The organism is Micromonospora sp. NBC_01739 (assembly GCF_035920385.1).
Lineage (GTDB): Bacteria > Actinomycetota > Actinomycetes > Mycobacteriales > Micromonosporaceae > Micromonospora.
In genome coordinates, this window is sequence record NZ_CP109151.1 from 6180348 (window position 1) to 6203573 (window position 23226).

Here is a 23226-nt window from a genome sequence, read left to right on the forward strand (position 1 = left end):
CCGCCAGCGTTCCTTGGTAAACCCGGCGAACGGGTCGGCTCCACGACGCAAGTCCGTCCGTGGGACGCAAGTCCGTTCGTGGCCGCTGGGCCATCTTCTCGGCCACCGGCTCCCCGATCCAACCAGGTGGGCTGCTTGGAAGGTGATCGACTCCGTTGCGCCGTTATGGCGGTTTCCGGCTCGCGTGGGTCCCGCCGTTTCGCCGTAACGGCGAGGACGCCCCGCCCACACCGCGCGCACCCGGACGCGCGAGCGGCCGGAGACAGAAGACTGTCTCCGGCCGCCTGAAGGAGGGTGAGCTAATGCTTGAGCATGTTGTCCAGCAGCAGGGCGCAGCGGATCACCCCGAGGTGGCTGTACGCCTGCGGGTGGTTGCCCAGGCCGCGTTCGGCCAGCGGGTCGTACTGCTCGGGCAGCAGACCGGTCGGGCCGGCGGTGTCGATCATCTGGCGGAACAGCTCCTCGGCATCGGTACGCCGACCGGTGCGCAGGTACGCCTCGATCAGCCACGCCGTGCAGATGTGGAAGCCGCCTTCCCGACCGGGCAGTCCGTCGTCCCAGTGGTAGCGGTAGACGACCGGTCCGCTACGCAGATCCGCCTCGATCTTCAGCACGGTGGACAGGAATCGTGGGTCGTCTCCGGGCAGCAGACCGGACAGGCCGATCCACAGCGAGGAGGCGTCCATGTCCTCGTCGCCGTACGCGACGCTGTACGCCTCGGCGTGCTCGTGCCAGCCGTACTCCAGCACGTTGGCGCCGATCCGGTCGCGCAGTTCCACCCACTCGGGGCGGTCCTCGCCGCCGTGCTGACGGACCACGTGCAACGCCCGGTCGACCGTCATCCAGCACATCACCTTGGAGAAGATGTGGTGCCGGGGTGGCAGGCGGGCCTCCCAGATGCCGTGGTCGGGCTCGTGCCAGCGGCGGCGTACGGCCTCGACCATGTTCTCCAGCACCCGCCACTCCTCGGCGCGCACCGAGCCGCGTACGTCGGCGGTGGCCGCGATCAGGTCGGCGATCGGGCCGAAGACGTCCAGCTGGAGCTGGTGGTTGGCGAGGTTGCCGACCCGGACCGGGCGGGAGCCGGCGTAGCCGGGCAGGGTGTCGATGACCGCCTCGGCACCCAGCTCGTAACCGTCCACCGTGTAGAGGGGGTGCAGCCGCTCGGGGTGCCCGCCGGTGCGTTCCACACAGCCGTCGACCCAGCGCAGGAACGCCTCGGCCTCGGCGATGGAACCCAGGTCGACCAGGGCACGGGCGGTCATCGCGGCGTCGCGCAGCCAGCAGTAGCGGTAGTCCCAGTTGCGGACCCCGCCCAGTTCCTCCGGCAGGGAGGTGGTGGCGGCGGCCAGGATCGAGCCGGTGGCCTCGTGGCAGAGGCCGCGCAGGGTCAACGCGCTGCGGGCGACCAGGTCCCGGGCGGTGGTGGGCAGCCGCAGCGAGGCCACCCACTCCTTCCAGGGTCGTTCCGCCGCCGCCTGCCGCTCATGGATGGACAGCCGGTGGTGTTCCAGGCTGTGGGTACCGAAGCGCAGCTCCAGCACCACCTGCCCGCCGAGGGCGGACAGGTCCACCACCGCCCTGGCGCTCTCGTAGCCGCCGTCGTTGCCGACCTCCCACTGCACCCCGGGGGAGTAGAGGGCGATCGGCTCGTTGGAGCCGAGCACCAGCAGGCCGTCGTCGAGCGGCTGGAGCTGGACGGCGACCTGCCCGAACTCCGGTCGGGGGGCGAACTCCACCCGGGCCCGCCCGGTGCCGGTGAGCACCCGGATCAGGGTGGAGTCACCGGAGATGATCGCCGGCCCGTCCGGGGTGGTCCGCGGGTCGGGCTTGTCCAGCCAGTCGGTGACGGTCAGCCCCGACCAGCGGGTCTCCACCGTCATGGTGCCGGAGCGGTAGCGCTGACCCAGGGGGATGCCGCCGCGTTCCGGGGCGACGCTGAAGTGCCCGGCCGGGCTACCCCCGACCAGGTCGGCGAAGATGGCCGCCGAGTCGGGCTTGGGGTTGCACAGCCAGGTCACCTTCGCGTCGGGGGTGAGCAGTGCGACCGTACGCCCGTTGGCCAGCATCGAGTGCCGCTCGATCGGCACCGCCCGCTCGCCGAACAGCCAGTGCCGGCGGGTCTCCAGCAGCAGCCCGAGTACGCGGGCGGCCTCGATCGGCTCGGCCACCCGGTAGTCGGCCTTGGTCTCGCCGGGGCCGATCTTGATGCCGACGTCCGGGCCGCTCAGGTTGCCGAAGGCGTTCTCGTCGGTGACGTCGTCACCGATGAAGAGCACCGCGCTGGCCGACAGTTGGGTGCGCAACTGGTCGACCGCGGTGCCCTTGTGGGTGGCCACCACGGACAGCTCGATGACTTCCTTGCCCTGGGTGACGGTGACGTCCGGCCAGGTGGCGGGACCACTGCGGACCGCCTCGATGGCGGCGGCGGCGATCTGGGGTTCGACCCCCCGGGTGTGTACGGCGACACTGGCCGGCTTGCGCTCCAGCCGTACCCCCGGGTGGGCCGCGGCGATCTCGCGCAGTGCGTTGCGCAGTCGGGTCCGCACCTCGATCAGCTCGGGGGAGAGCCGCTCGACGAAGCCGATGTCGAACTCGGAGCCGTGGCTGCCGACCAGGTGGACCTCGCTGGGCAGCCGGGAGAGCGCGGCCAGGTCACGGAGCGCCCGGCCGGAGACCACCGCGACGGTGGTCTGCGGCAGCGCGGCCAGGGCGCGTACCGCGGCGACCGCCTCCGGCAGGGGTACGGCCTTGCTGGGGTCCTCGACGATCGGGGCCAGGGTCCCGTCGTAGTCGCAGGCGATCAGCAGTTGGGGGACTCGGGCGATCCGCCCGATGGCGGAGATCATCTCCCGGTCCAGGGTGCCCGCCGTGGGCACGATGATCTCGTTGGAGGGGGCGCTCACGCCGCCTCCATGTCGGGTACACCGAGTTCGGTGAGGAAAGACTTAGCCCAGTGCCCCACGTCATGGGTGCGCAAGTGGCGTTGCATAGTCCGCATACGGCGACGAGCCTCCGGCTTCTCCACATGCACGGCCCGGAGCAGGGCGTCCTTGACAGCGTCCGGGTCGTGCGGGTTGCACAGGAACGCCTGACGCAGCTCGGTGGCCGCGCCGGCGAACTCACTGAGTACGAGTGCGCCCCCGTGGTCCGCCCTTGATGCGACGTACTCCTTGGCCACCAGGTTCATACCGTCTCGCAGCGGGGTAACCATCATCACGTCGGCGGCGGCGTACATCGCAGCAAGTTCGGTCCGACTGTACGACTGATGCAGATAATGCACGGCAGGCACACCGACCCGGCCGAATTCGCCATTAATCCGACCGACCTCGCGCTCAACCTTGACGCGAAGTGCCTGGTAGTGCTCGACGCGCTCGCGGCTCGGTGTGGCTACCTGCACCATAACAGCGTCTGGGACTGTCAACTTTCCGTCAGCCAACAACTCGCGGAAGGCCTTGAGTCGCAACTCGATGCCCTTGGTGTAGTCGAGGCGGTCCACCCCCAGGATGATGGTGCGCGGGTTGCCCAACTCCTCGCGGATCTCCTTGGCCCGGGCCTGGATGGCCGGGTCCGCGGCCAGTCGCTCCATCTCCTTGGTGTCGATCGAGATGGGGAAGGCCCCGGCCTTCACCTGGCGCCCGTCCACCTGGATCATCTGCCCCTCGTAGCGCAGACCTAGCAGGTGACGCGCGAGCCGGACGAAGTTCTGGGCGGCCAGCCGCTGCTGGAACCCGACCAGGTCGGCGCCGAGCAGCCCGCGCAGGATCTCGGCGCGGAACGGCATCTGCATGAACAGCTCGATCGGCGGGAAGGGGATGTGCAGGAAGAAGCCGATCCGCAGGTCGGGGCGCAGCTCCCGGAGCATGGCGGGCACCAGTTGGAGCTGGTAGTCCTGCACCCACACGGTGGCCCCCTCGGCCGCCACCTCCGCCGCAGCCTCCGCGAACCGGGCGTTGACCAGCCGGTACGCCTCACGCCAGCGACGCTTGTAGGCCGGTGTCTCGACGGCGTCGTGGTACAGGGGCCAGATCGTGGCGTTGGACTGGCCCTCGTAGTAGCGCTCAAGTTCCTCGGCACTCAACGGCACCGGGTGCAGCCGGATGCCCTCCAGGTCGAACGGCTCGGGGGCGGCGCCGGTGCCACCGGCCCACCCGACCCAGGTGCCCTGATGCTCGGCGAGGACGGGGTGCAGGGCGGTGACCAGCCCGCCAGGGCTGCGTCGCCACTGCCGTCCCTCGGGTGTGCTCACCTCGTCGACCGGTAGGCGGTTCGCCACAACGACAAAGGAGCTACGGACGGTCACGATCGGCCACCTCCGGGTTGCTGACGGGTCCACCGCGATGAGCGTACTGAGCGTATCTGCGGCGTCTGGTGCTCAGTGCCGGAGTGAGGTACCCGTCCCAGCCCGGCCGAACCTTGTACGTGATCATGTTGACAGGTCACCGTGACGACCTCTGCTCAGGCGGGCGGGGCGATGTGGGCGGGGCCCGGCGGACCTGTCAGGATTGACGATGGCGTGTGCGCGGCCGACTCCCGCTCAAGGTGGGGGGCCACGGCGCGTTCCGCGCCCCGCACGTTGGCGCGTGTCACGCACATCAGCGATCAAGTACCGACGGAGGTAGCCCGCACCGTGGCCCAGTTCATCTACGTCCTGGATAAGGCGCGCAAGGCGCACGGCGACAAGGTCGTGCTCGACAACGTGACGCTGAACTTCCTGCCGGGGGCCAAGATCGGTGTGGTCGGCCCGAACGGTGCCGGTAAGTCCAGCCTTCTCAAGATCATGGCCGGTTGGGACCAGCCGAGCAACGGTGAGGCCCGGCTGATGCCCGGCTACACCGTCGGCATGTTGGCCCAGGAGCCGCCCCTCAACGAGGCCAAGACCGTCCTCGGCAATGTCGAGGAGGCGGTTGCGGAGACCAAGGCCAAGCTGGAGCGGTTCAACGCCATCGCCGAGCAGATGGCCACGGACTACTCCGACGAGCTGATGGAGGAGATGGGCCGGCTCCAGGAGGAGTTGGACAACGCCGACGCCTGGGACATCGACTCCAAGCTCGAACTGGCCATGGACGCGCTGCGCTGCCCGCCGCCGGACGCCGAGGTGACCCAGCTCTCCGGTGGCGAGCGCCGCCGGGTGGCGCTGTGCAAGCTGCTGCTGGAGGCGCCGGACCTGCTGCTGCTCGACGAGCCCACCAACCACCTGGACGCGGAGAGCGTGCAGTGGCTGGAGCAGCACCTGGCCAAGTACCCCGGCACCGTGCTGGCGATCACCCACGACCGGTACTTCCTGGACAACGTGGCCGGCTGGATCCTGGAGCTGGACCGGGGCCGGGCCATCGGCTACGAGGGCAACTACTCCACCTACCTGGAGAAGAAGGCTGCCCGGCTCTCCGTCGAGGGGCGCCGCGACGCCAAGATGAAGAAGCGCCTCTCCGAGGAGTTGGAGTGGGTCCGCTCCAACGCCAAGGCCCGGCAGACCAAGTCCAAGGCCCGTCTGGACCGGTACGACGAGATGGCCGCCGAGGCGGAGAAGACCCGCAAGCTGGACTTCGAGGAGATCCAGATCCCGCCGGGCCCGCGCCTGGGCAACACCGTCATCGAGGCGCAGAACCTGACCAAGGCCTTCGGCGACCGGGTGCTGATCGACAACCTGTCGTTCTCGCTGCCGCGTAACGGCATCGTCGGCATCATCGGCCCGAACGGCGTCGGTAAGACCACCCTGTTCAAGACCATCGTCGGGTTGGAGCAGCCGACCAGCGGCTCGGTCCGGGTCGGCGAGACGGTCTCGCTGTCCTACGTCGACCAGAACCGGCAGGGCCTGGACGGCGACAAGACCGTCTGGGAGGTCGTCTCCGACGGGCTGGACTACCTCATGGTGGGCAAGGTCGAGATGCCCTCCCGGGCCTACATCGCGGCCTTCGGGTTCAAGGGGCCCGATCAGCAGAAGCCGACCAAGGTGCTCTCCGGCGGCGAGCGGAACCGGCTCAACCTGGCGCTCACCCTCAAGATCGGCGGGAACGTGATCCTGCTCGACGAGCCGACCAACGACCTGGACGTGGAGACCCTGTCCAGCCTGGAGAACGCCCTGTTGGAGTTCCCCGGCTGTGCCGTGGTGATCTCCCACGACCGGATGTTCCTGGACCGGGTGGCCACCCACATCCTGGCCTGGGAGGGCGACGAGGAGAACCCGGCCAAGTGGTTCTGGTTCGAGGGCAACTTCGAGGCGTACGAGAAGAACAAGGTCGACCGACTCGGCGCGGAGGCGGCCCGACCGCACCGGGTGACCTACCGCAAGCTGACCCGCGACTGACCGGCGAGCGACCGTCTTGGCTGATCGGTTCATCTATCACTGCACCCTGCGCTGGTCCGACCTGGACGCGTACGGCCATGTCAACAACGCCCGGTTCCTGACCCTCTACGAGGAGGCCCGGGTGGCGTTGATGTTCGTCGGCGCCCGGGCGCGGGGGATCGACTCGTTCGCCGACGGGGTGGTCATCCGTCGGCACGAGGTCGACTACCTGCGCCCGGTCGACTACTCCCTGGCTCGGGCCAGCGCGGAGGCGGCCCCCACGGTACGCATCGAGATGTGGGTGGAACGCGTCCGCGCCGCCTCCTTCATCCTCGGCTACGAGATGTACGACGGAGAACTGCTGGTCAGCCAGGCGCGCTCGGTGCTGGTGCCGTTCGACCTGGTCCGGCAGGTGCCCCGGCGACTCACCGAGCAGGAACGCGCCCTCCTGCTCGAATACGCCCCGGACGAGGTGGCATGAGCGAGGGCGGCGCGGCACCGGAGTCCGGTGCCGCGCAGACCCGGCACGGGATCGAGGGGGTCGCCGACGCCGGGGCCTTCCTGGCTCGCCTGGTCCGCCTGGAGCCGGCCGCCCTGGTGCGGCTGCGTCCGGCCGGTACGCCGGGGCGTACGGCCCTGTGGGCTCGGCTGCCCTGGGGGGTGCTGGCCGTGCGGACGGTCTCCGGCCCCGGTGCCGGGGACGTCACCGTGGCCGCCGGGCAGTTGCTGGCCGAGTTGGCGGCCGGCCGGACCGGGCTGCCCACCTCGCGTGACTCCCAGTGGCGCTGGGCGCTGCCGCCGGCGGCCAGCCGACCGGTGGAGGTCCTGCCGGGCGGTGAGTTGCGCCGGCTGGCCGAGGCCGCCGCCGGCACCCTGCGTACGGCCACGACCCACGGCGTCGGAGGTCGGGCGGTGGGGCAGCGGACCCTGCGCGACGCTCTGCTGGATCATGTCGCCGTAGTGGTGACGCCGGACGACGCGCCTGACCGTCCGGTGGAGGTCACTCAGCGACTGGTGCAGGGGTTGATCCGGATGGGATTCCTGGGGTCCGCCCACGATTCGTCGAGCACTGACGATGTTCGGGTACGCGTGGCTGGCCGTTGGGTCGCCCTGGTGGGACCGTATGGAGCCGTCTGGTCGCAGAAGGCTATGGATCTTGCCCTGCAACCGCTTTCTGCTCCTCCGAAAGTATGATCACCCCTCAACCTTCTGGTTTGGGGCGGGCGTTGGGGGGATGCTTCGGTTCGACTGTCCGGGTACCGTCCATCCTCGGATCCAACCCACCGTATGCAACTGGATCCGCTGGGGAGTGAGGTGCGCGAGCGATGCCGTGGTGGTCATGGCGCCCCGGTCCCGCCAGTGGCGGCGACCCGGAAACTCGAAGCAGGGTCACAGTGGAGGAGGCCGTCAGAGTCGGGCCGCCGACGCCCCGTAAACCCGAGGATGACTGCCCGGCCGGGGAGCATCCCTTGATCGCCGACATGTCAGCTACTGTCGAACCGGTCACCCTGGGCCGCATCTGCGACGCCCTGGACCTGCTCGACGTGCGCTATCTCGCTGACGGGGACGGCAACCTGCTGGCCATGTGGGAGCGCCATGCGGTGCTGGTCGCCCTGGAAGGCCCCGAGGACGAGATCCTGGTGCTCCGGGCCCGCCCGCACGCGACCGTGCCGCCGGACTGGGCCGACCGGGCCTACCGGGTGGTCAACGAGTGGAACCACACCCGACGCTTCTGCAAGGCGTACGTCGGCGACGCCACCGAGCGGGGGCAGTTGCCGATCTACGCCGAGTTGCAGGTGCCACTCGCCGCCGGCGCCCACGACGCGCTGCTGGTCGAGTTGCTCGACTGCGGCGCCGCCGTCGCCACGAGTTTCGTCGACTGGCTGCACGACGAGGGTGCCCTGCTCTGACGAGGTCGCCCGGCCGTGACGGGGCCGCCCGGCCGTGACGGGGCCGCCCGGCCCTGACCTCGGCCGAGCACGGCACCCCGGTCGAGCTGCGGCCGGGGGCGTCGCTGCGGGGCCGCCGCCTAGCCGGCCGGGTCCTCCATGGCGTTGACCATGAAGTAGGCCGCCCGCTCCAGGTAGTTCCAGAGCTCCGTGGCGGTCGCCAGCGGCAGGTCGAGGCTGTCGACCGCCTGGCGCATGTGCCGCAGCCAGGCGTCCCGTTCGGCTGCGCCGATCCGGAAGGGCGCGTGCCGCATCCGCAGCCGGGGGTGGCCGCGTTGGGCGGAGTAGGTGTTCGGGCCGCCCCAGTACTGCATGAGGAACAGCCGCATCCGGTCGGCGGCCGGCTCCAGGTCCTCCGGGTACATCGGGCGGAGTAAGGGGTCGCCGGCGATGCCGGCGTAGAACTCATCGACCAGCTTGCGGAACGTGGGCTCGCCGCCGACGGCTTCGTACAGCGTCACCGCCTCGCCGCGGGGCTCGGACTCACCTGCGGGATTCACCCTTCCATCCTGCCAGGCATCGTCCGCCGGTGACCGGGCCGGGAGGCGCCGAGGGGGTGGTTCAGCTCACCGCGTGCCGGGGTCGACCCGGCCCGACACTGCCCGGATCCGGGTCCTCCGGCGGGGTGGCCGCCCCGGCAGGGGTCCGCTGAGCTGCCTCGACGGTGGCCGCCACGGTCTGCGCGTCGGGCCAGCTGCGGGCGACCAGGGCCATCAGCACCACCCCGGCGGCACTCCACAGACCGACCACGATCGGAATCGGGTAGTGCTCGGCCAGCAGACCGGTCGCCAGGACCGCGGCGCCCTGGATCACCTGGACCCCGGTGGCCATCACCCCGAAGGCCCGCGCCCGGTAGCCGTGCGGCAGGGCCTGGACGAAGAGGCTGTTCGCCACCGGCAGGATGCCGGCCACCGCGAACCCGCAGGCGGCGGCGAGCAGCGCCACCACCGCCGGTGGCGGGTCCAGCAGGGCGGGCACCAGCACCAGGGGGGCGATGACCGCCAGTGGACGCAGCAGCGCGATCCGCCGGGCCGGCGCCACCGCCCGGCCCATCAACAGCCCACCCAGGATGAACCCGACCGGGCTGGACGCCATGATCAGAGCCTGCGCCACACCGGCGTGCATCCCGCCGTCGGCGCGTTCGTTGGCCCAGGCGGCAGCCAACCCCTCGGGCACGATGGAGCAGAGCATGGCGCCGAAGACGAGGATCGCGATCGCCCGCAGCACCGGGGTACGGAACACCAGCTGGAACCCGTCGGCGGTCTCCCGGAGCAGGTGCCGCCGGTGGGTGCTGGGCATCGCCGGTGCCCGGTCGCGGACCCCGAAGCGGACCAGGGCCGCCGAGATGGCGAAGGCGGTGGCGTTCATCACCAGCGCGGCGGTGGTGTTGACGGTAGCCACCGCGGCACCGAGCAGGTAGCCGACCACCTGGGCGGCCTGCCCGACACTGGCATTGACCGAGATTCCGACGACGAGTCGGTCGCCCGGCAGGATCAGGGGCATCAACGCCGACCGGGCCGCCTGGCTCGGAGGATTCGCCAGGGTGGTGGCGAACAGCAGGGCCAGGATCAGCGGCACCGGAATCCCCGGGATGGCGATGAGCAGCATCAAGGCCATCCGGATGAGGTCACAGACCACCATGATCTGGCGGTAACGGTGCCGCTCGGCGATCGTGGCCAGCAGCGGCCCGCCGATCAGCCAGGGCAGGTAGCTGACCGCGAAGGCGGCGGCGGAGAGCGCTACGGAGTCGGTCTCCCGGTAGACGAGCAGGGTGACCGCCGCCTTGGCGACATAGTCGCCGATCCAGGTCAGCGTGCTGGCCAGGAAGACGGCGCGGTACTCCCCCTGGGCGAAGACCTCACGGAAAGTGGCCGGACCTTCCGGAGGAGGCCGCTCGTCCGACACCATCGCCTCCATCGGCCGGTGGCAGGCCACTCATGATGGCCGCCCCGAGGCCATCGTCAGATCTACGAATCAGCGAGGACGTGACCACGCTCGGGGAGCGCGTGCACCGGATTCTGCCCGATCGTCTGACAACTGGCTAGGGCGAACGGTTGGATCGTCGCATCTCTGACTGAACGAACGGACGATACCCGAGGGGCTGCTCGGCCGCGACCCCCTCGCCGTTTGCTCAGGTAGCCCCGCCCTGACCAGTCTCGTTGTCGTCCCGCAGGTACCCGGGCAGGGCCCGTACCGCAGCGATCCGGGCGGTGATTCCGGAATTTTCCAGAGCCTCCGCGAGCCGGCGGCGCAACTCCCGGCCCACGGCGCCCTGCCCGTCGGCGGTGGTCTTGACCACCGTGCGGATCACCGTGCCGTCCACCGTCACCTGCTCCACGCCGAGCACCTCGGGCGGTTCGACGATCGAGGCCGCCAACTCCGGGTCCACCGCGACGGAGGCGGCGGCGGTACGCAGCACCGCGGTGGCCTCCTCGTTGCCAGCGAAACCGATCGGCAGGTCGATCACCACCAGGGCCCAGCCCTGACTCTTGTTGCCCACCCGGACGATCTCCCCGTTGCGGATGTACCAGAGCACCCCCCGCCCGTCCCGGACGGTGGTGACCCGCAGGCCGACCGCCTCGACCACCCCGGTGGCCTCGCCCAGGTCGACGTTGTCGCCGACCCCGTACTGGTCCTCGATCAGCATGAACAGACCGGCGATCAGATCCTTGACCAGGCTCTGTGCGCCGAAGCCCAGGGCCACCCCGGCGATGCCGGCGCTGGCCAGCAGCGGCGCCAGGTCGAAGCTGAACTCCTTGAGCACCATCAGTACGGCGATGCCGAAGATGAACGCCGTACTCAGGCTGCGCAGCACGGAGCCGATCGCCTCGGCCCGCTGCCGACGCCGCTCAGGGACGAACTCGCCGGGCTCGGTGGCGGCGCTGGGGATGCGCTCACGCAGCGGCCGGAGCATGGTCGGTACGCCCGCGTCGCTGGTGGTGCGGACCAGTCGCCGGATCGTGCGGTGCACCAGCCAGCGGGTGGCGATCGCCAGCAACAGGATCAGGAGGATCCGCAGGGGCTTGACCAGGATCCAGTAGCTGCCCTCGGCGAACCACACGGAGTCAAAGTTGGTCCACACCCACTTGCAGACGATCTCGTTCAGGCACTCCGGACTGGGGGTCTCCTCCGCGGCCGGGGTGGAGGGGCCGGGGGAGGGGCTGAGCATGCTGACGGTCACCCTGATTTCGTACCGCAACCTCCCGGCGGGCCGGTGACCGACCCACCGCCGGGTGACCCCGGGCCCCGCCGACACCGAATCCCGGGCGAAAGCTCTGCGGGCTACCCAGGATTAGGGCGTGCATTCGCCGGTCCGATCAGGGACGATTGGCGCAACGGACGTCGGTGATTCGGCCGGCGTCGACATGGTGTATGGCTGTGTCCTGCACCGGTCGGCGGTGGCGAGTTGATAGCCGCTTGACCGGGAGGGTGACGCGATGCCTGACATACGACCCACGGTGGGCTCCGGCGCGCTGGTTCTCAACGCCACCTATGAGCCGCTGTGTGTCGTGTCGGTGCGTCGCGCCGCGATCCTCGTGCTCTCCGCCAAGGCGGTCTGTGTAGCCGACGGTGAGGGCATCCTGCACAGCGCCCGCAGCGCGTTACCGGTGCCCTCGGTGGTCCGGCTGACCCGGTTCGTCCGGGTTCCCTACCGAACCCATGTTGGTCTGTCCCGTCGGGCGATCTTCGCCCGGGACGGCTGGCGTTGCGCCTACTGCCGAGGGCCGGCCGAGACCATCGACCATGTCTTCCCGCGTAGCCGGGGCGGCCCACACGCCTGGGAGAACGTGGTCGCCGCCTGCGCCAGGTGCAACCACACCAAGGGCGACAAGACCCCCGCCGAGTTGGGCTGGCGACTGCACTCCCTGCCCACCGCACCCAAGGGCATCGCCTGGCGAGTACTCGGTCACCGAGCCCCCGACCCCCGCTGGGCCGACTGGCTAGACCTCCGCGAACCCGAAGCCGCCTAACCCCCCCCGGCTACCGCCTCAGCTTTCTCACCCCGCCGGCTACCGCCCGGGCCGCCGTCCCCGGCCAGCCACCGCCCCTGCCACCTCACCCCCGCTGGCTACCGCGGCCCCACCAGACGCACCCGCCACCGGACCGCGAAGCCGGTCGCCCGAGGGTTTGCGGGGGAGCCCGACCCGCGCAGGGATCAAGCCTGACCGCCCGGAGCGGGTCGGGCTCCCCCGCAAACCCCACAACCGCAACAGCATCACCGAGCCTCCACCAACGAAGCGAAGACGATCACATTGTCCGCGTACCCAGTCGAACCCCCGACCCAGCGCCCCCCACAGGTGATCAGCCGAAGCTGCGGCCGGCTGAAGTCGCCGAAGACCTCGTCGGCCGGCAGGGCCTCCTTGTCGTACCGGCCGACCCGGTCGACCTCGAAGACCGCGACCTTGCCGTCCGTGCGGGCCACCCCGACCTGGTCACCGGCCCGCAGTTGCCGCAGGTCCTGGAAGACCGCCGGCCCGGTGCTGGTGTCGACATGCCCGACGATGACGGCCGGGCCGTACTGGCCCGGTGAGGGGCCCTGGTCGTACCAGCCGGCCTCCTGGGCGCGTTCCGCGGTCGGTGCGGCGATGCTGCCGTCCGGAGCCACCCCGACTTCGTGCACCGGCGCGGCCAGGTCGATTTTGTTGATCTCGATGCCGACCGGTCGGCTCGCCGGCAGCAGCGGGAACTTCTTGGGCGGTGGTGCCAGCCCGGCGATGAAGCGGTCCGGTAGCAGGCTGAACCCGGTCAGTCGCTCGACCCCGAGCATCGTGACGATCAACAGCATCAGGCTGGCGATCAGGACCACGGGCAGTCCGGGGCCGCTGCGGAACCCGTTCCGGGTCGCCGCCGACCAGGCCCGACGGGCCCGTGGTGGCACCGGGGCGGTCGAGGGGTCCGGTGTGGTGACACTGGCCGTACCCATCTGCGCGGTGACCCGGCCGAGCCGGCCGGCCACGGCCACCGCCCTCCGCCAGACTCGGGTGCTCCGGCGGGTGGCGGTCGGCCGTGGGGCCGGACGCGGCTCGGGCACCGGTACGCGGTGGCCGATCATGGCGTCCGCCCTGGGTCAGGAACCGGTCCGGCGTCGGTTGCTGACCAGCCCGAAGACCACCGCTGCGGCTACCACCGCCACGCCGCCGAGCAGCAGGGTCGAGCCGGTGCCCGGTCCGGCGGTGCCACCACCTCCGGTGGCCGGGCCCTTGGTGGGTTGTTGCATGTTCAGCACGGTCAGGTTGGTGCTGGCGTTCTGGCCGTTGCCGCACCGCAGGTTCACCGGATAGTCCCCGGCGGCCTTGTTGCCCGGCACGGTGACCTCACCGGTCAGGAAGCCGTTGTCCGGTCGAAGGAAGACCCGGTTGAAGGCCTCCGACTCGACCTCGGCCTGCCGGTTGTTGGCGTTGTCGCAACTGGCCCGCAGGTGCACCCGGGAACCGGCCTGCACACTGTTCGGGGTCACCTCGATGAAGGTGTTCTCACCTGCTCGGGCCGGTGCGGCACCGAACAGGACGAACGCCCCGATCAGTGCGAACGCCCCGAGAAGTCGGACGATGGTCGAGGGTGCGTGCAGCACGCCTCCGTACGCTCGCAGACCCCGCATGATCCTCCCTCCCGGCACCGGCGCACCGGTCCTGCTGGGCTGACCCGCGGTGCTTTCCCCCTGCTCCGCCCACTAACCCGGCAGGGGTGTCAAGCGGGGGTCCGTCCTCTGCCGGCGGGGTTGGCGGAAGGTCCTTCCTTGCATCGGGTCAGGGGCTGCCAGTTGAGGGGGGAGGAGAGCACCATGGTGCTCGACGGCTGGCCGTACGGGGCCAGTCGGTCGATGACCCCCTCGAACTCCCCGATCGAACCGGCCGCGACCTTCAGCACGCTGCAGGCGTCCCCGGTGATCCGGTGGATCTCCAGGATCTCCGGCCAGGTGGCGACCTCGGGGTCGTGCAGGATGCACCGGGTCCCGTAGCAGGACATCCGGATCAACGCGACGACCGTCCGTCCGGCCCGGGTCAGGTCGACATGCGCGTGATAGCCGGTGATCACCCCGCTCTCCTCCAGCCGGCGGACCCGCTCCGCCACCGCAGGTGGGGACAGGTGCACCCGGCGGGAGAGTTCGCTGAAGGACAACCGTGCGTCGGCCTGCAACTCACGTAGCAGGGCCCAGTCCATCTCGTCCACGCGTAGACCTTACGTCTGACAAGTCAATTACCGCTATCGCCTCACGTTCGGCAGGTCCTCCGGGCGTACCGCCGTTGAAGAGGCATTCCATCCGGGGGTGACGCCGAGAGATCATGTCTGGAATCGCCAGCCAGGAAGGAGTGGACGGATGGAGCAGACCGAGCTGCGCCCGGGAACCCGGACGGCGGTGCGTCCGGTGACCGGTAAGCAACGGGCGGCCCGTGCCGCCCGCAACGGCGGCGAGCCGACCCTGGAGTTCGCCGAACGGGTGCCGTACGACGCCTATGTGCAGGCCAGCACACTGCACAGACTGCAACAGCCGCTGAGTGACGACCCCGGCGAGATGTCCTTCCTGATGGTCAGCCAGATCATGGAGCTGTACTTCGGGTTGACCTGCCACGAGCTGCGGGAGACCTCCCGACTGCTGCGCGCCGACCGGGTCTGGGAGGCCCTGGCCCCGCTGCGCCGGGCCGCCCTGCACCTGGAGGCCCTCAACGCCGCCTGGCACGGGTTGCGCTGGATGACCCCGGCCGACTTCAACCGCTTCCGCAACCTGCTCGGCGAGGGCTCCGGCTTCCAGTCGGCCATGTATCGGCACCTGGAGTTCCTGCTGGGGCTGCGGGACACCACCCTGATCCGGCCCTTCCGCCGGCAGACCGAGGTGTACGCCGAACTCAACGCGACCCTGGCCGCCCCCAGTGTCTGGGACGAGGTGGTCGCCCTGCTGGCCCGGCAGGGACACGAGATCCCCGCCGAGCTGCTGGAGCGGGAGGTCCGCGAGGAGCACCAGCCGCACGCCGCGGTGGAGGCGGCCTGGGTCCGCATCTACGCCGACAACGGCCCGGACAACCACCTGCGGATGCTCGGCGAGGCGCTGACCGAGGTTGCCGAGCAGTTCGGTGACTGGCGGCACCACCACGTCAAGGCGGTGCAGCGGACCATGGGCGCCAAGGTCGGCAGTGGTGGTTCGGCGGGGCTGGCCTGGCTGCAACGCAGCATGGCCCGGGTGGTCTTCCCCGAGCTGTGGTCGGCTCGGACGGCGATGTGAGGCGAGGATGAACCAGAACGAGACCATGAGTGCCGGTGAGGCCGAGGCGCTGCGCCTGGACGCCGCCGAGCCGGGCCACCGGCACCTGTTCCATGTGCCCCCGGCCGACGGCGGGCGCTACCCGGAGACCGCCTACCTGGCGGGCAACTCCCTGGGCCTGCAACCCAAGGCCACCCGTACGGAGCTGCTGGCCGACCTGGAGTCCTGGAGCCGGCTGGGGGTCGAGGGCCACCTGGAGGCGGAACGCCCCTGGCTGCCGTACCACGAGTTGTTGACCGCCCCGGCGGCCCGCCTGGTCGGCGCCCGGCCCAGCGAGACCGTGGTGATGAACTCCCTGACGGTCAACCTGCACCTGCTGATGGTCAGCTTCTACCGGCCCTTCGGGGAGCGGACCCGGATCGTCATCGAGGACACCGCCTTCCCCTCGGACAGCTACGCGGTGCGCAGCCAGGCCCGGTTCCACGGGCTGGACCCGGACACCACAGTGGTCCGGCTGACCCCCCGTCCCGGTGAGGAGAACCTGCGTACCGAGGACGTGACCGCCTTCCTGGCGGCGGAGGGCCACACGGTGGCGCTGGTGCTGCTCGGCGGGGTCAACTACCTCACCGGCGAGCTGATGGACATCCCCACCATCACCGCCGCCGCCCGGGCCGCCGGTGCGGTCGTCGGTTGGGACCTGGCGCACGCGGCCGGCAACGTGCCGCTGTCGCTGCACGACTGGGAGGTCGACTTCGCGGCCTGGTGCTCGTACAAGTACCTGAACTCCGGTCCCGGGGCCCTGGGCGGGGTGTTCGTGCACGAGCGGCACCACGGAGATCCCGCCCTGCACCGGTTCGAGGGCTGGTGGAGCACGGCGGCGCAGACCCGGTTCGAGATGACCCCGGTGAGTCGGCCCCCGGCCACGGTCGAGGCCTGGCAGATCTCCAACCCCCCGATCTTCGCGATGGGCCCGGTCCGTACCTCCCTGGAGTTGTTCGACTCGGTCGGGATGCCGGCGCTGCGCGAGCGGAGCCTGCGGCTCACCGGCTACCTGGAGCGGCTGCTCGACGAGGTGGTCGCCGACCGGCCGTTGACCGTGGTCACCCCCCGAGACCCCGGCCGGCGCGGCTGCCAGCTGTCGGTACGCATCGGCGAAGGCACCGCGAACGAACTGACCAAGCGGCTGCGGTACGAGCACGGGGTGATCGCGGACGCCCGGCAGCCGGACATCGTCCGGTTCGCCCCGGTGCCGCTCTACTCGACGTACCACGACTGCTGGCGAGTCGCCGAGGCCCTGGCCGCGACGGTGGAGGTGAACGCGTGAACACCCGGCACGACGAGATCGCGGTGGTGGGGGCCGGACTGGCCGGCTGCCTGCTGGCCTGCTACCTGGCTCGGCGGGGGCACGCGGTTGCCCTGTACGAGCGGCGACCGGACCCGCGGGTAGGGACCCCGGAGCGGGGCCGCTCGATCAACCTGGCTCTCTCCGAGCGGGGCCTGGACGCGCTGCGCCGCATCGGCCTGGACGAGCAGGTGATGGCCGACGCCCTGCCGATGCGGGGCCGGATGGTGCACCCGGTGGCCGGTGAGCCGGACTTCCAGCCGTACAGCGCCGAGGGCGATCGGGCGATCAACTCGATCAGCCGGGGGGCGTTGAACAACGCCCTGCTGGACGCCGCCGCCAAGCTGCCGCAGGTGCGGATCGCCTTCGACCACCGGCTGGTCGGGCTGGACCCGGACACCGCCCAGATGACCTTCGAAACCCCGCAGGGCACGGTCACCGCGAACGCCCGGGTCGTGCTCGGCGCCGACGGCGCCGGTTCGGCCGTACGCGGACAGCTGCTGGAACACGGCCTGCTCACCGAGAGCGTCGACTTCCTCGACTACGGCTACAAGGAACTCACCATCCCTGCGGTGGGTGGGGACTTCGCCCTGGACCCGGGTGCCCTGCACATCTGGCCGCGCGGCACCTCGATGATGATCGCCCTGCCGAACCCGGACCGCTCCTTCACCTGCACCCTGTTCTGGCCCAACCACGGCACCGCCAGCTTCTCCTCGTTGGGCAGCAAGGCGGCGATCGAGCGGTACTTCGCCCAGCACTACCCGGACCTGCCGCCGCTGGCCCCGAACCTGGTCGACGACTACCAGCACAACCCGGTAGGGGTGCTCGGCACGGTGCGGTGCGACCCGTGGCAGTTCAACGGGCGGGTGGGTCTGCTCGGCGACGCCGCGCACGCCATCGTGCCCTTCTACGGCCAGGGGGCGAACTGCGCCTTCGAGGACGTGGTCGAGTTGGACAACTGCCTCGACGAGTGCGGCGACGACTGGGCGGCGGCCCTGCCGCTGTACCAGCAGCGTCGGCAGGACAACGCCGAGGCGATCGCCCGGATGGCGCTGGCCAACTTCGTGGAGATGCGCGACAAGGTCGCCTCCCCGGTGTTCCAGACCCGGAAGAAGGTGGAGCACGCCTTGGAGCGGGCCTTGCCGGGCCGCTACGTCTCCCAGTACGAACTGGTCTCCTTCACCACCGTCCCGTACGCCCAGGTGCGTCGCCGGGTCCGCCGGCAGTACCAGGTGCTCGGTGCGGTCGCCGCCGGTGCGGCCGCGGTGCTGGCGGGTGCGGTGCTGGCTCTCGGTCGCCGGAGGCGAGGATGACCCTGTGGGATTCCCGGCTGATGTCCGGCCACGCGCCGGAGGGCCCCGGGCTGCTGCGCAACTTCGTCGGCGGCGAGTTCGTCTCGACCGGTGACCGGTTCACCAAGCGCAGCCCGGTGACCGGTGAGCCGGTCTTCGAGGTGGTCGAGGCCGACCGTTCCATGGTGGACGATGCGGTGGCCGCCGCCCGGGCGGCGCTGCGCGGGCCGTGGGGACGGATGGGGGAGCGGGAACGCGCCGAGGTGCTGCGCCGGGTAGCCGAGGAGTTGGAGCGACGCTTCGACGACCTGGTGGCCGCCGAGGTGGCGGACACCGGCAAGTCCATCTCCCAGGCCCGGACCCTGGACATTCCGCGGGGTGCGGCCAACTTCCGGGCCTTCGCCGAGATCGTGGCGACCGCCCCGACGGAGTCCTTCACCACGGTCACCCCGACCGGTGGCCGGGCCCTCAACTACGCGGTCCGTAAGCCGGTCGGCGTGGTGGCCATCATCGTGCCCTGGAACCTGCCGCTGCTGCTGCTGACCTGGAAGGTCGCTCCGGCCCTGGCCTGCGGCAACGCCGTCGTGGTCAAGCCCAGCGAGGAGACCCCGGCCTCGGCCACCCTGCTGGCCGAGGTGATGGCCGCCGCCGGGGTGCCCGCCGGCGTGTTCAACCTGGTGCACGGCTTCGGCCCGGACTCCGCCGGTGAGTTCCTCACCCGCCATCCCGGGGTCGACGCGATCACCTTCACGGGCGAGTCCGCCACCGGGTCGGCCATCATGCGGGCCGCGGCCGACGGGGTGAAGGCGGTCAGCTTCGAGCTGGGCGGCAAGAACGCCGGGCTGGTCTTCGCCGACGCCGACCTGGACGCGGCCGTCGAGGGTTCGGTGCGGTCCAGCTTCACCAACGGTGGCCAGGTGTGCCTGTGCACCGAGCGGATCTACGTGCAGCGGCCGGTCTTCGAGGAGTTCGCCGCCCGGTTGGCCAAGCGAGCCGGGGAGTTGGCGTACGGCTGGCCGGCCGACGAGGCGACCGTGAACATGCCGCTGATCTCGCACGGGCACCGCGACAAGGTGCTCGGCCACTACGACCTGGCCCGGACCGAGGGTGCCCAGGTGCTGGCCGGTGGGGGAGTGCCGCACTTCGGTGATGCCCGCGACGGTGGGGCGTACGTGCAGCCGACCGTGCTGGCCGGGCTCGGCCCGCAGGCCCGCACCAACACCGAGGAGATTTTCGGTCCGGTGGTGCACCTGGCGCCCTTCGACACCGAGGAGGAGGCGTACGCGCTGGCCAACGGCACCGAGTACGGCCTGGCGGCGGCCGTCTGGACCCGGGACGTGGGCCGGGCGCACCGGGCCGGGGCCCGGCTGGACGCCGGTATCGTCTGGGTCAACACCTGGTTCCTGCGGGACCTGCGTACCCCCTTCGGCGGGGTGAAGGCCTCCGGCATCGGCCGGGAGGGCGGGGTGCACTCGCTCGACTTCTACTCCGAACTCACCAACGTCTGCGTGGACATGTCATGAGCGACCTTCAGCTAGCGGCCGAGGAACTGACCGAGGCCCGGACCAGTGGCAAGCCCTGCCCACCCCTGCGTGGGCGGCTGCTGCCCGAGGGGGATGTGGCCGCGGCGTACGAGGTGCAGCAGCACCAGGTACGCCAGTGGCTGGCCGCAGGGCAGCGCCGGGTGGGCGCGAAGATCGGGCTGACCTCCCGGGCGGTCCAGGAGAACCTGGGGGTGTACGAGCCGGACTTCGGTGTCCTCACCGACGTCATGGCCGTGCCGGACGGGGTGGAGGTGCCGATCGACCGGCTGCTCCAGCCCCGGGTGGAGGCGGAGATCGCCTTCGTGCTCGGCGCGGACCTGCCCGACGAGCGGGTCACCACGGTCGACGTGATCCGTGCGGTCGACCACCTGCTGCCGGCCATCGAGATCGTCGACTCCCGGGTGGCCGGTTGGGACATCTCCATCGTGGACACGGTGGCGGACAACGCCTCCAGTGGGCTGTTCGTGCTCGGTACCGCACCCCGACGGCTGGCCGAGGTGGACCTGCGGCTGTGCGGGATGGTGCTGGAGCAGGCCGGGGAGCCGGTGTCGGTCGGTGCCGGGGCGGCCTGCCTGGGCAACCCCCTGCACGCGGTGGCCTGGTTGGCCACCACGATGGCCCGCGCCGGTGAGCCGCTGCGCGCCGGTGAGGTGGTGCTCTCCGGAGCCCTGGGCCCGATGGTGTCGGTCACCCCCGGGGCGGCGTACGAGGCCCGGATCTCCGGCCTCGGCTCGGTCCGGACCTGCTTCTCCCTGGATCCCGTGAGCGCGAGGAGTGAGCCGGTTTTGCGAGCCCCGCAGTCGGGAACGAAAGGTGGCTCCTCATGAGCGTCGGTGTGGCGGTGATCGGGTCGGGCAACATCGGTACCGACCTGATGATCAAGGTGCTGCGGCTGTCGGAGTCGCTGCGGATGGTGGCAATGGTCGGCATCGACCCGGCCTCCGACGGCCTGGCCCGGGCCCGCCGCCTCGGGGTGGCGACCACCGCCGAGGGGGTGGAAGGCCTGGTGAAGATGCCGGAGTTCGCCGACGTCGAACTGGTCTTCGACGCCACCTCCGCCGGTGCCCACCGGCACAACGACGCCGTGCTGCGCGCCCACGGCCGCCGGGTGGTCGACCTGACCCCGGCCGCCATCGGCCCGTACGTGGTGCCGCCGGTCAACCTGGACGAGCACCTGGCCGAGCCGAACGTCAACATGGTCACCTGCGGCGGGCAGGCCACCGTGCCGATCGTCGCCGCGGTACGCCGGGTCACCCCGGTGGCGTACGGCGAGATCGTCGCCTCGATCTCCTCCCGCTCGGCCGGTCCGGGCACCCGCGCCAACATCGACGAGTTCACCGAGACCACCGCCCGGGCCATCGAGGTGGTCGGCGGCGCCGACCGGGGCAAGGCGATCATCGTGCTCAACCCGGCCGAGCCGCCGCTGCTGATGCGCGACACGGTCTACTGCCTCTGCCCCGACCCGGACGCCGACCAGGCCGCCATCGCCGCCTCGGTCGCCGAGATGGTCGCCGACGTGCAGGAGTACGTCCCGGGCTACCGGCTCAAGCAGGACGTGCAGTTCGACCGGGTGGACACCTACGTGCCCTCGCTGGGACGGCAGCTGACCGGCCTACAGGTCTCGGTCTTCCTGGAGGTCTCCGGTGCCGGGCACTACCTGCCCGCGTACGCCGGGAACCTTGACATCATGACCAGCGCCGCGCTGCGTACGGCCGAACGGATGGTCTCGTCGTGACCGATCTCTACATCCAGGACGTGACCCTGCGCGACGGCATGCACGCCATCGCCCACCGCTACACGGTCGACCAGGTGCGGACCATCGCCGCCGCCCTGGACGCCGCCGGGGTGGCCGCCATCGAGGTGGCCCACGGCGACGGGCTGGCCGGGTCCAGTGTCAACTACGGCCACGGTGCGGCCAGTGACGCCGAGTGGATCGCGGCGGCGGCCGAGGTGATGACGAACGCGAAGCTGACCACCCTGCTGCTGCCCGGCATCGGCACCATCGCCGACCTGAAGGCGGCCAAGGCCCTCGGGGTGACCAGTGTGCGCATCGCCACCCACTGCACCGAGGCCGACATCTCCGCCCAGCACATCTCCTGGGCCCGGGACAACGACATGGACGTGTCCGGGTTCCTGATGATGTCGCACATGAACGACGCGGCCGGGCTGGCCGCGCAGGCCAAACTGATGGAGTCCTACGGGGCGCACTGCGTCTACGTCACCGACTCCGGTGGCCGGCTGCTGATGTCGGACGTGGCACAGCGGGTCGACGCGTACCGGCAGGTGTTGGAGCCGACCACCCAGATCGGCATCCACGCCCACCACAACCTGTCCCTCGGGGTGGCCAACAGTGTGTTGGCGGTCGAACACGGCCGGATCCTCGGTGACGGGCCGCTGGGATCGCCGTCGGGGCGCACCGTACGGGTGGACGCCTCACTGGCCGGGATGGGCGCCGGGGCGGGCAACGCCCCGCTGGAGGTCTTCGTCGCGGTCGCCGAACTACACGGCTGGAAGCACGGCTGTGACGTGTTCGCGCTGATGGACGCCGCGGACGACATCGTCCGCCCGTTGCAGGACCGGCCGGTCCAGGTAGACCGGGAGACCCTCTCCCTGGGGTACGCCGGGGTCTACTCCAGCTTCCTGCGGCACGCCGAACGCGCCTCCGCCCGCTACGGGGTGGACGTCCGCTCGATCCTGGTGGAGCTGGGTCGACGGCGGATGGTCGGCGGCCAGGAGGACATGATCGTCGACGTGGCGTTGGACCTGGTCCGCGAGGGTGCCGGGGACCCGGCCCGCGACGGGGACCCGACGGCCACGCAACCGCGAACCGAGGAGCAAGCATGAGCGGGCTGGACCCGGCCGGCATCGCCGAGCAGTTGGACAAGGCCGCCACCACCGCCACCGCCATTCCGCAACTGGCCGCCGAGGTCGGCCTGGACGTCGACGCCGCGTACGGGGTGCAGGCCGCCCTGGTGCAGCGTCGGCTGGACCGGGGCGAGCGGCTGGTCGGTCTGAAGATGGGGCTGACCAGCAAGGCGAAGATGGCCCAGGTCGGGGTCGACGAGGTCATCTGGGGTCGGCTGACGGACGCGATGTGGGTGCCGGACGGGGGCACGGTCGAGGTGTCGACCTACATCCACCCCCGGGTCGAGCCGGAGGTGGCCTTCCTGCTGGACCGGCTGCCCGAGCCGGGCGAGCCGGTCGGGGCCTTCACGGACGCCGTCCGTGCGGTCGCCCCGGCGATCGAGCTGATCGACTCCCGGTACGCGAACTTCAGCTTCTCCCTGCCGGACGTGATCGCCGACAACACCTCGGCCGCCGCCTTCGTGGTCGGCCCCTGGTCGCCGGTGCCGGACGGGCTGGACAACCTCGGGGTGTTGCTGGAGATCGACGGTCGGGTGGCCCAGGTCGGCTCGACCGCGGCGATCCTCGGCGACCCCCGCCGGGCCCTCGACGAGGGGGTCCGCCTGGCCGGACGGCACGGGGTACGGATGCGTGAGGGCTGGGTGTTCCTGGCCGGCGCGGCCACGGCGGCTGTTCCGCTGCGGCCTGGGGTTCAGGTCCGGGCAGTGGTCGAGAAGCTCGGCACCGCCACCCTCAAGGCGGCGTCATGAG

General features: G+C 70.8%; 21 protein-coding genes. 13 read left to right on the forward strand and 8 right to left on the reverse strand.

Annotated elements, in window-relative coordinates; all coding sequences use genetic code 11:
* Positions 1-299: 299 nt before the first annotated feature.
* Positions 300-2849: a trehalose-phosphatase gene (otsB, locus tag OIE53_RS28115; protein WP_327027464.1), complete on the reverse strand. Its 2550-nt coding sequence runs from the start codon at positions 2847-2849 to the stop codon at positions 300-302.
* A 53-nt stretch (positions 2850-2902) separates the two neighbouring features.
* A complete protein-coding gene (locus OIE53_RS28120; RefSeq protein WP_327024445.1) occupies positions 2903-4303 on the reverse strand; it encodes an alpha,alpha-trehalose-phosphate synthase (UDP-forming) in 1401 nt (466 codons plus the stop codon).
* Positions 4304-4630: 327 nt separating this feature from the next.
* Between OIE53_RS28120 and ettA the strand changes: the two genes are divergently transcribed.
* The 4 genes from ettA to OIE53_RS28140 all read left to right on the forward strand — a co-directional run bounded on the left by ettA (position 4631) and on the right by OIE53_RS28140 (position 8196).
* On the forward strand, positions 4631-6307 hold the full coding sequence (gene ettA, locus OIE53_RS28125) for an energy-dependent translational throttle protein EttA (RefSeq protein ID WP_327024446.1): 1677 nt from the start codon (positions 4631-4633) through the stop codon (positions 6305-6307).
* Positions 6308-6323: 16 nt separating this feature from the next.
* Positions 6324-6767, forward strand: a complete 444-nt coding sequence (locus OIE53_RS28130; RefSeq protein ID WP_327024447.1) for an acyl-CoA thioesterase — start codon at positions 6324-6326, stop codon at positions 6765-6767.
* Entirely contained in the window at positions 6764-7480 is a 717-nt protein-coding gene (locus tag OIE53_RS28135) for a hypothetical protein (RefSeq protein WP_327024448.1), read from the forward strand. Before OIE53_RS28130 ends, OIE53_RS28135 begins: the two co-directional genes overlap by 4 nt.
* Positions 7481-7611: 131 nt before the next feature.
* A complete protein-coding gene (locus OIE53_RS28140; RefSeq protein ID WP_327024449.1) occupies positions 7612-8196 on the forward strand; it encodes a YbjN domain-containing protein in 585 nt (194 codons plus the stop codon).
* 119 nt (positions 8197-8315) lie between these two features.
* On the opposite strand, the gene OIE53_RS28145 is transcribed toward OIE53_RS28140, so the two are convergent.
* From OIE53_RS28145 to OIE53_RS28155, 3 genes are all read right to left on the reverse strand, one after another.
* Complete coding sequence (locus OIE53_RS28145; RefSeq protein ID WP_327024450.1) at positions 8316-8735, reverse strand: globin; 420 nt, start codon at positions 8733-8735, stop codon at positions 8316-8318.
* Positions 8736-8796: 61 nt separating this feature from the next.
* Positions 8797-10143, reverse strand: a complete 1347-nt coding sequence (locus OIE53_RS28150; protein ID WP_327027466.1) for an MFS transporter — start codon at positions 10141-10143, stop codon at positions 8797-8799.
* 223 nt (positions 10144-10366) lie between these two features.
* On the reverse strand, positions 10367-11416 hold the full coding sequence (locus OIE53_RS28155; RefSeq protein ID WP_442791363.1) for a mechanosensitive ion channel family protein: 1050 nt from the start codon (positions 11414-11416) through the stop codon (positions 10367-10369).
* A 256-nt stretch (positions 11417-11672) separates the two neighbouring features.
* On the opposite strand from OIE53_RS28155, the gene OIE53_RS28160 reads away from it, so the two are divergent.
* A complete protein-coding gene (locus OIE53_RS28160; protein ID WP_327024451.1) occupies positions 11673-12206 on the forward strand; it encodes an HNH endonuclease in 534 nt (177 codons plus the stop codon).
* A 245-nt stretch (positions 12207-12451) separates the two neighbouring features.
* Here OIE53_RS28160 and OIE53_RS28165 read toward each other — a convergent pair whose 3' ends face one another.
* The 3 genes from OIE53_RS28165 to OIE53_RS28175 all read right to left on the reverse strand — a co-directional run bounded on the left by OIE53_RS28165 (position 12452) and on the right by OIE53_RS28175 (position 14406).
* On the reverse strand, positions 12452-13288 hold the full coding sequence (locus OIE53_RS28165) for a class F sortase (RefSeq protein ID WP_327024452.1): 837 nt from the start codon (positions 13286-13288) through the stop codon (positions 12452-12454).
* A 15-nt stretch (positions 13289-13303) separates the two neighbouring features.
* Entirely contained in the window at positions 13304-13834 is a 531-nt protein-coding gene (locus OIE53_RS28170) for a hypothetical protein (RefSeq protein WP_327024453.1), read from the reverse strand.
* A gap of 89 nt (positions 13835-13923) precedes the next feature.
* Positions 13924-14406, reverse strand: coding sequence for an Lrp/AsnC family transcriptional regulator (locus OIE53_RS28175; RefSeq protein ID WP_327024454.1), 483 nt, complete (start codon positions 14404-14406; stop codon positions 13924-13926).
* Positions 14407-14554: 148 nt separating this feature from the next.
* On the opposite strand from OIE53_RS28175, the gene OIE53_RS28180 reads away from it, so the two are divergent.
* Genes OIE53_RS28180 through OIE53_RS28215 form a run of 8 tightly spaced genes read left to right on the forward strand, consistent with a single transcriptional unit; the run spans position 14555 to position 23225 of the window.
* On the forward strand, positions 14555-15454 hold the full coding sequence (locus OIE53_RS28180) for a tryptophan 2,3-dioxygenase (protein ID WP_327024455.1): 900 nt from the start codon (positions 14555-14557) through the stop codon (positions 15452-15454).
* A 25-nt stretch (positions 15455-15479) separates the two neighbouring features.
* Positions 15480-16757 carry a kynureninase gene (gene kynU / locus OIE53_RS28185; RefSeq protein ID WP_442791412.1) on the forward strand — a complete coding sequence of 426 codons (1278 nt, stop codon included), beginning with the start codon at positions 15480-15482 and terminating at the stop codon, positions 16755-16757.
* Positions 16754-18088: an FAD-dependent oxidoreductase gene (locus OIE53_RS28190; RefSeq protein WP_327024457.1), complete on the forward strand. Its 1335-nt coding sequence runs from the start codon at positions 16754-16756 to the stop codon at positions 18086-18088. Before kynU ends, OIE53_RS28190 begins: the two co-directional genes overlap by 4 nt.
* Before the next feature lie 20 nt (positions 18089-18108).
* Entirely contained in the window at positions 18109-19590 is a 1482-nt protein-coding gene (locus OIE53_RS28195) for a 2-hydroxymuconic semialdehyde dehydrogenase (protein ID WP_327027469.1), read from the forward strand.
* A complete protein-coding gene (locus tag OIE53_RS28200; protein WP_327024458.1) occupies positions 19587-20438 on the forward strand; it encodes a 2-keto-4-pentenoate hydratase in 852 nt (283 codons plus the stop codon). Before OIE53_RS28195 ends, OIE53_RS28200 begins: the two co-directional genes overlap by 4 nt.
* Positions 20435-21346: an acetaldehyde dehydrogenase (acetylating) gene (locus OIE53_RS28205; protein ID WP_327024459.1), complete on the forward strand. Its 912-nt coding sequence runs from the start codon at positions 20435-20437 to the stop codon at positions 21344-21346. Before OIE53_RS28200 ends, OIE53_RS28205 begins: the two co-directional genes overlap by 4 nt.
* Positions 21343-22455 (forward strand): 4-hydroxy-2-oxovalerate aldolase, encoded by a 1113-nt coding sequence (gene dmpG / locus OIE53_RS28210; protein ID WP_327024460.1) that lies wholly within the window; start codon positions 21343-21345, stop codon positions 22453-22455. Before OIE53_RS28205 ends, dmpG begins: the two co-directional genes overlap by 4 nt.
* Positions 22452-23225 (forward strand): 2-keto-4-pentenoate hydratase, encoded by a 774-nt coding sequence (locus tag OIE53_RS28215; protein WP_327024461.1) that lies wholly within the window; start codon positions 22452-22454, stop codon positions 23223-23225. Before dmpG ends, OIE53_RS28215 begins: the two co-directional genes overlap by 4 nt.
* Position 23226: the final 1 nt, after the last annotated feature.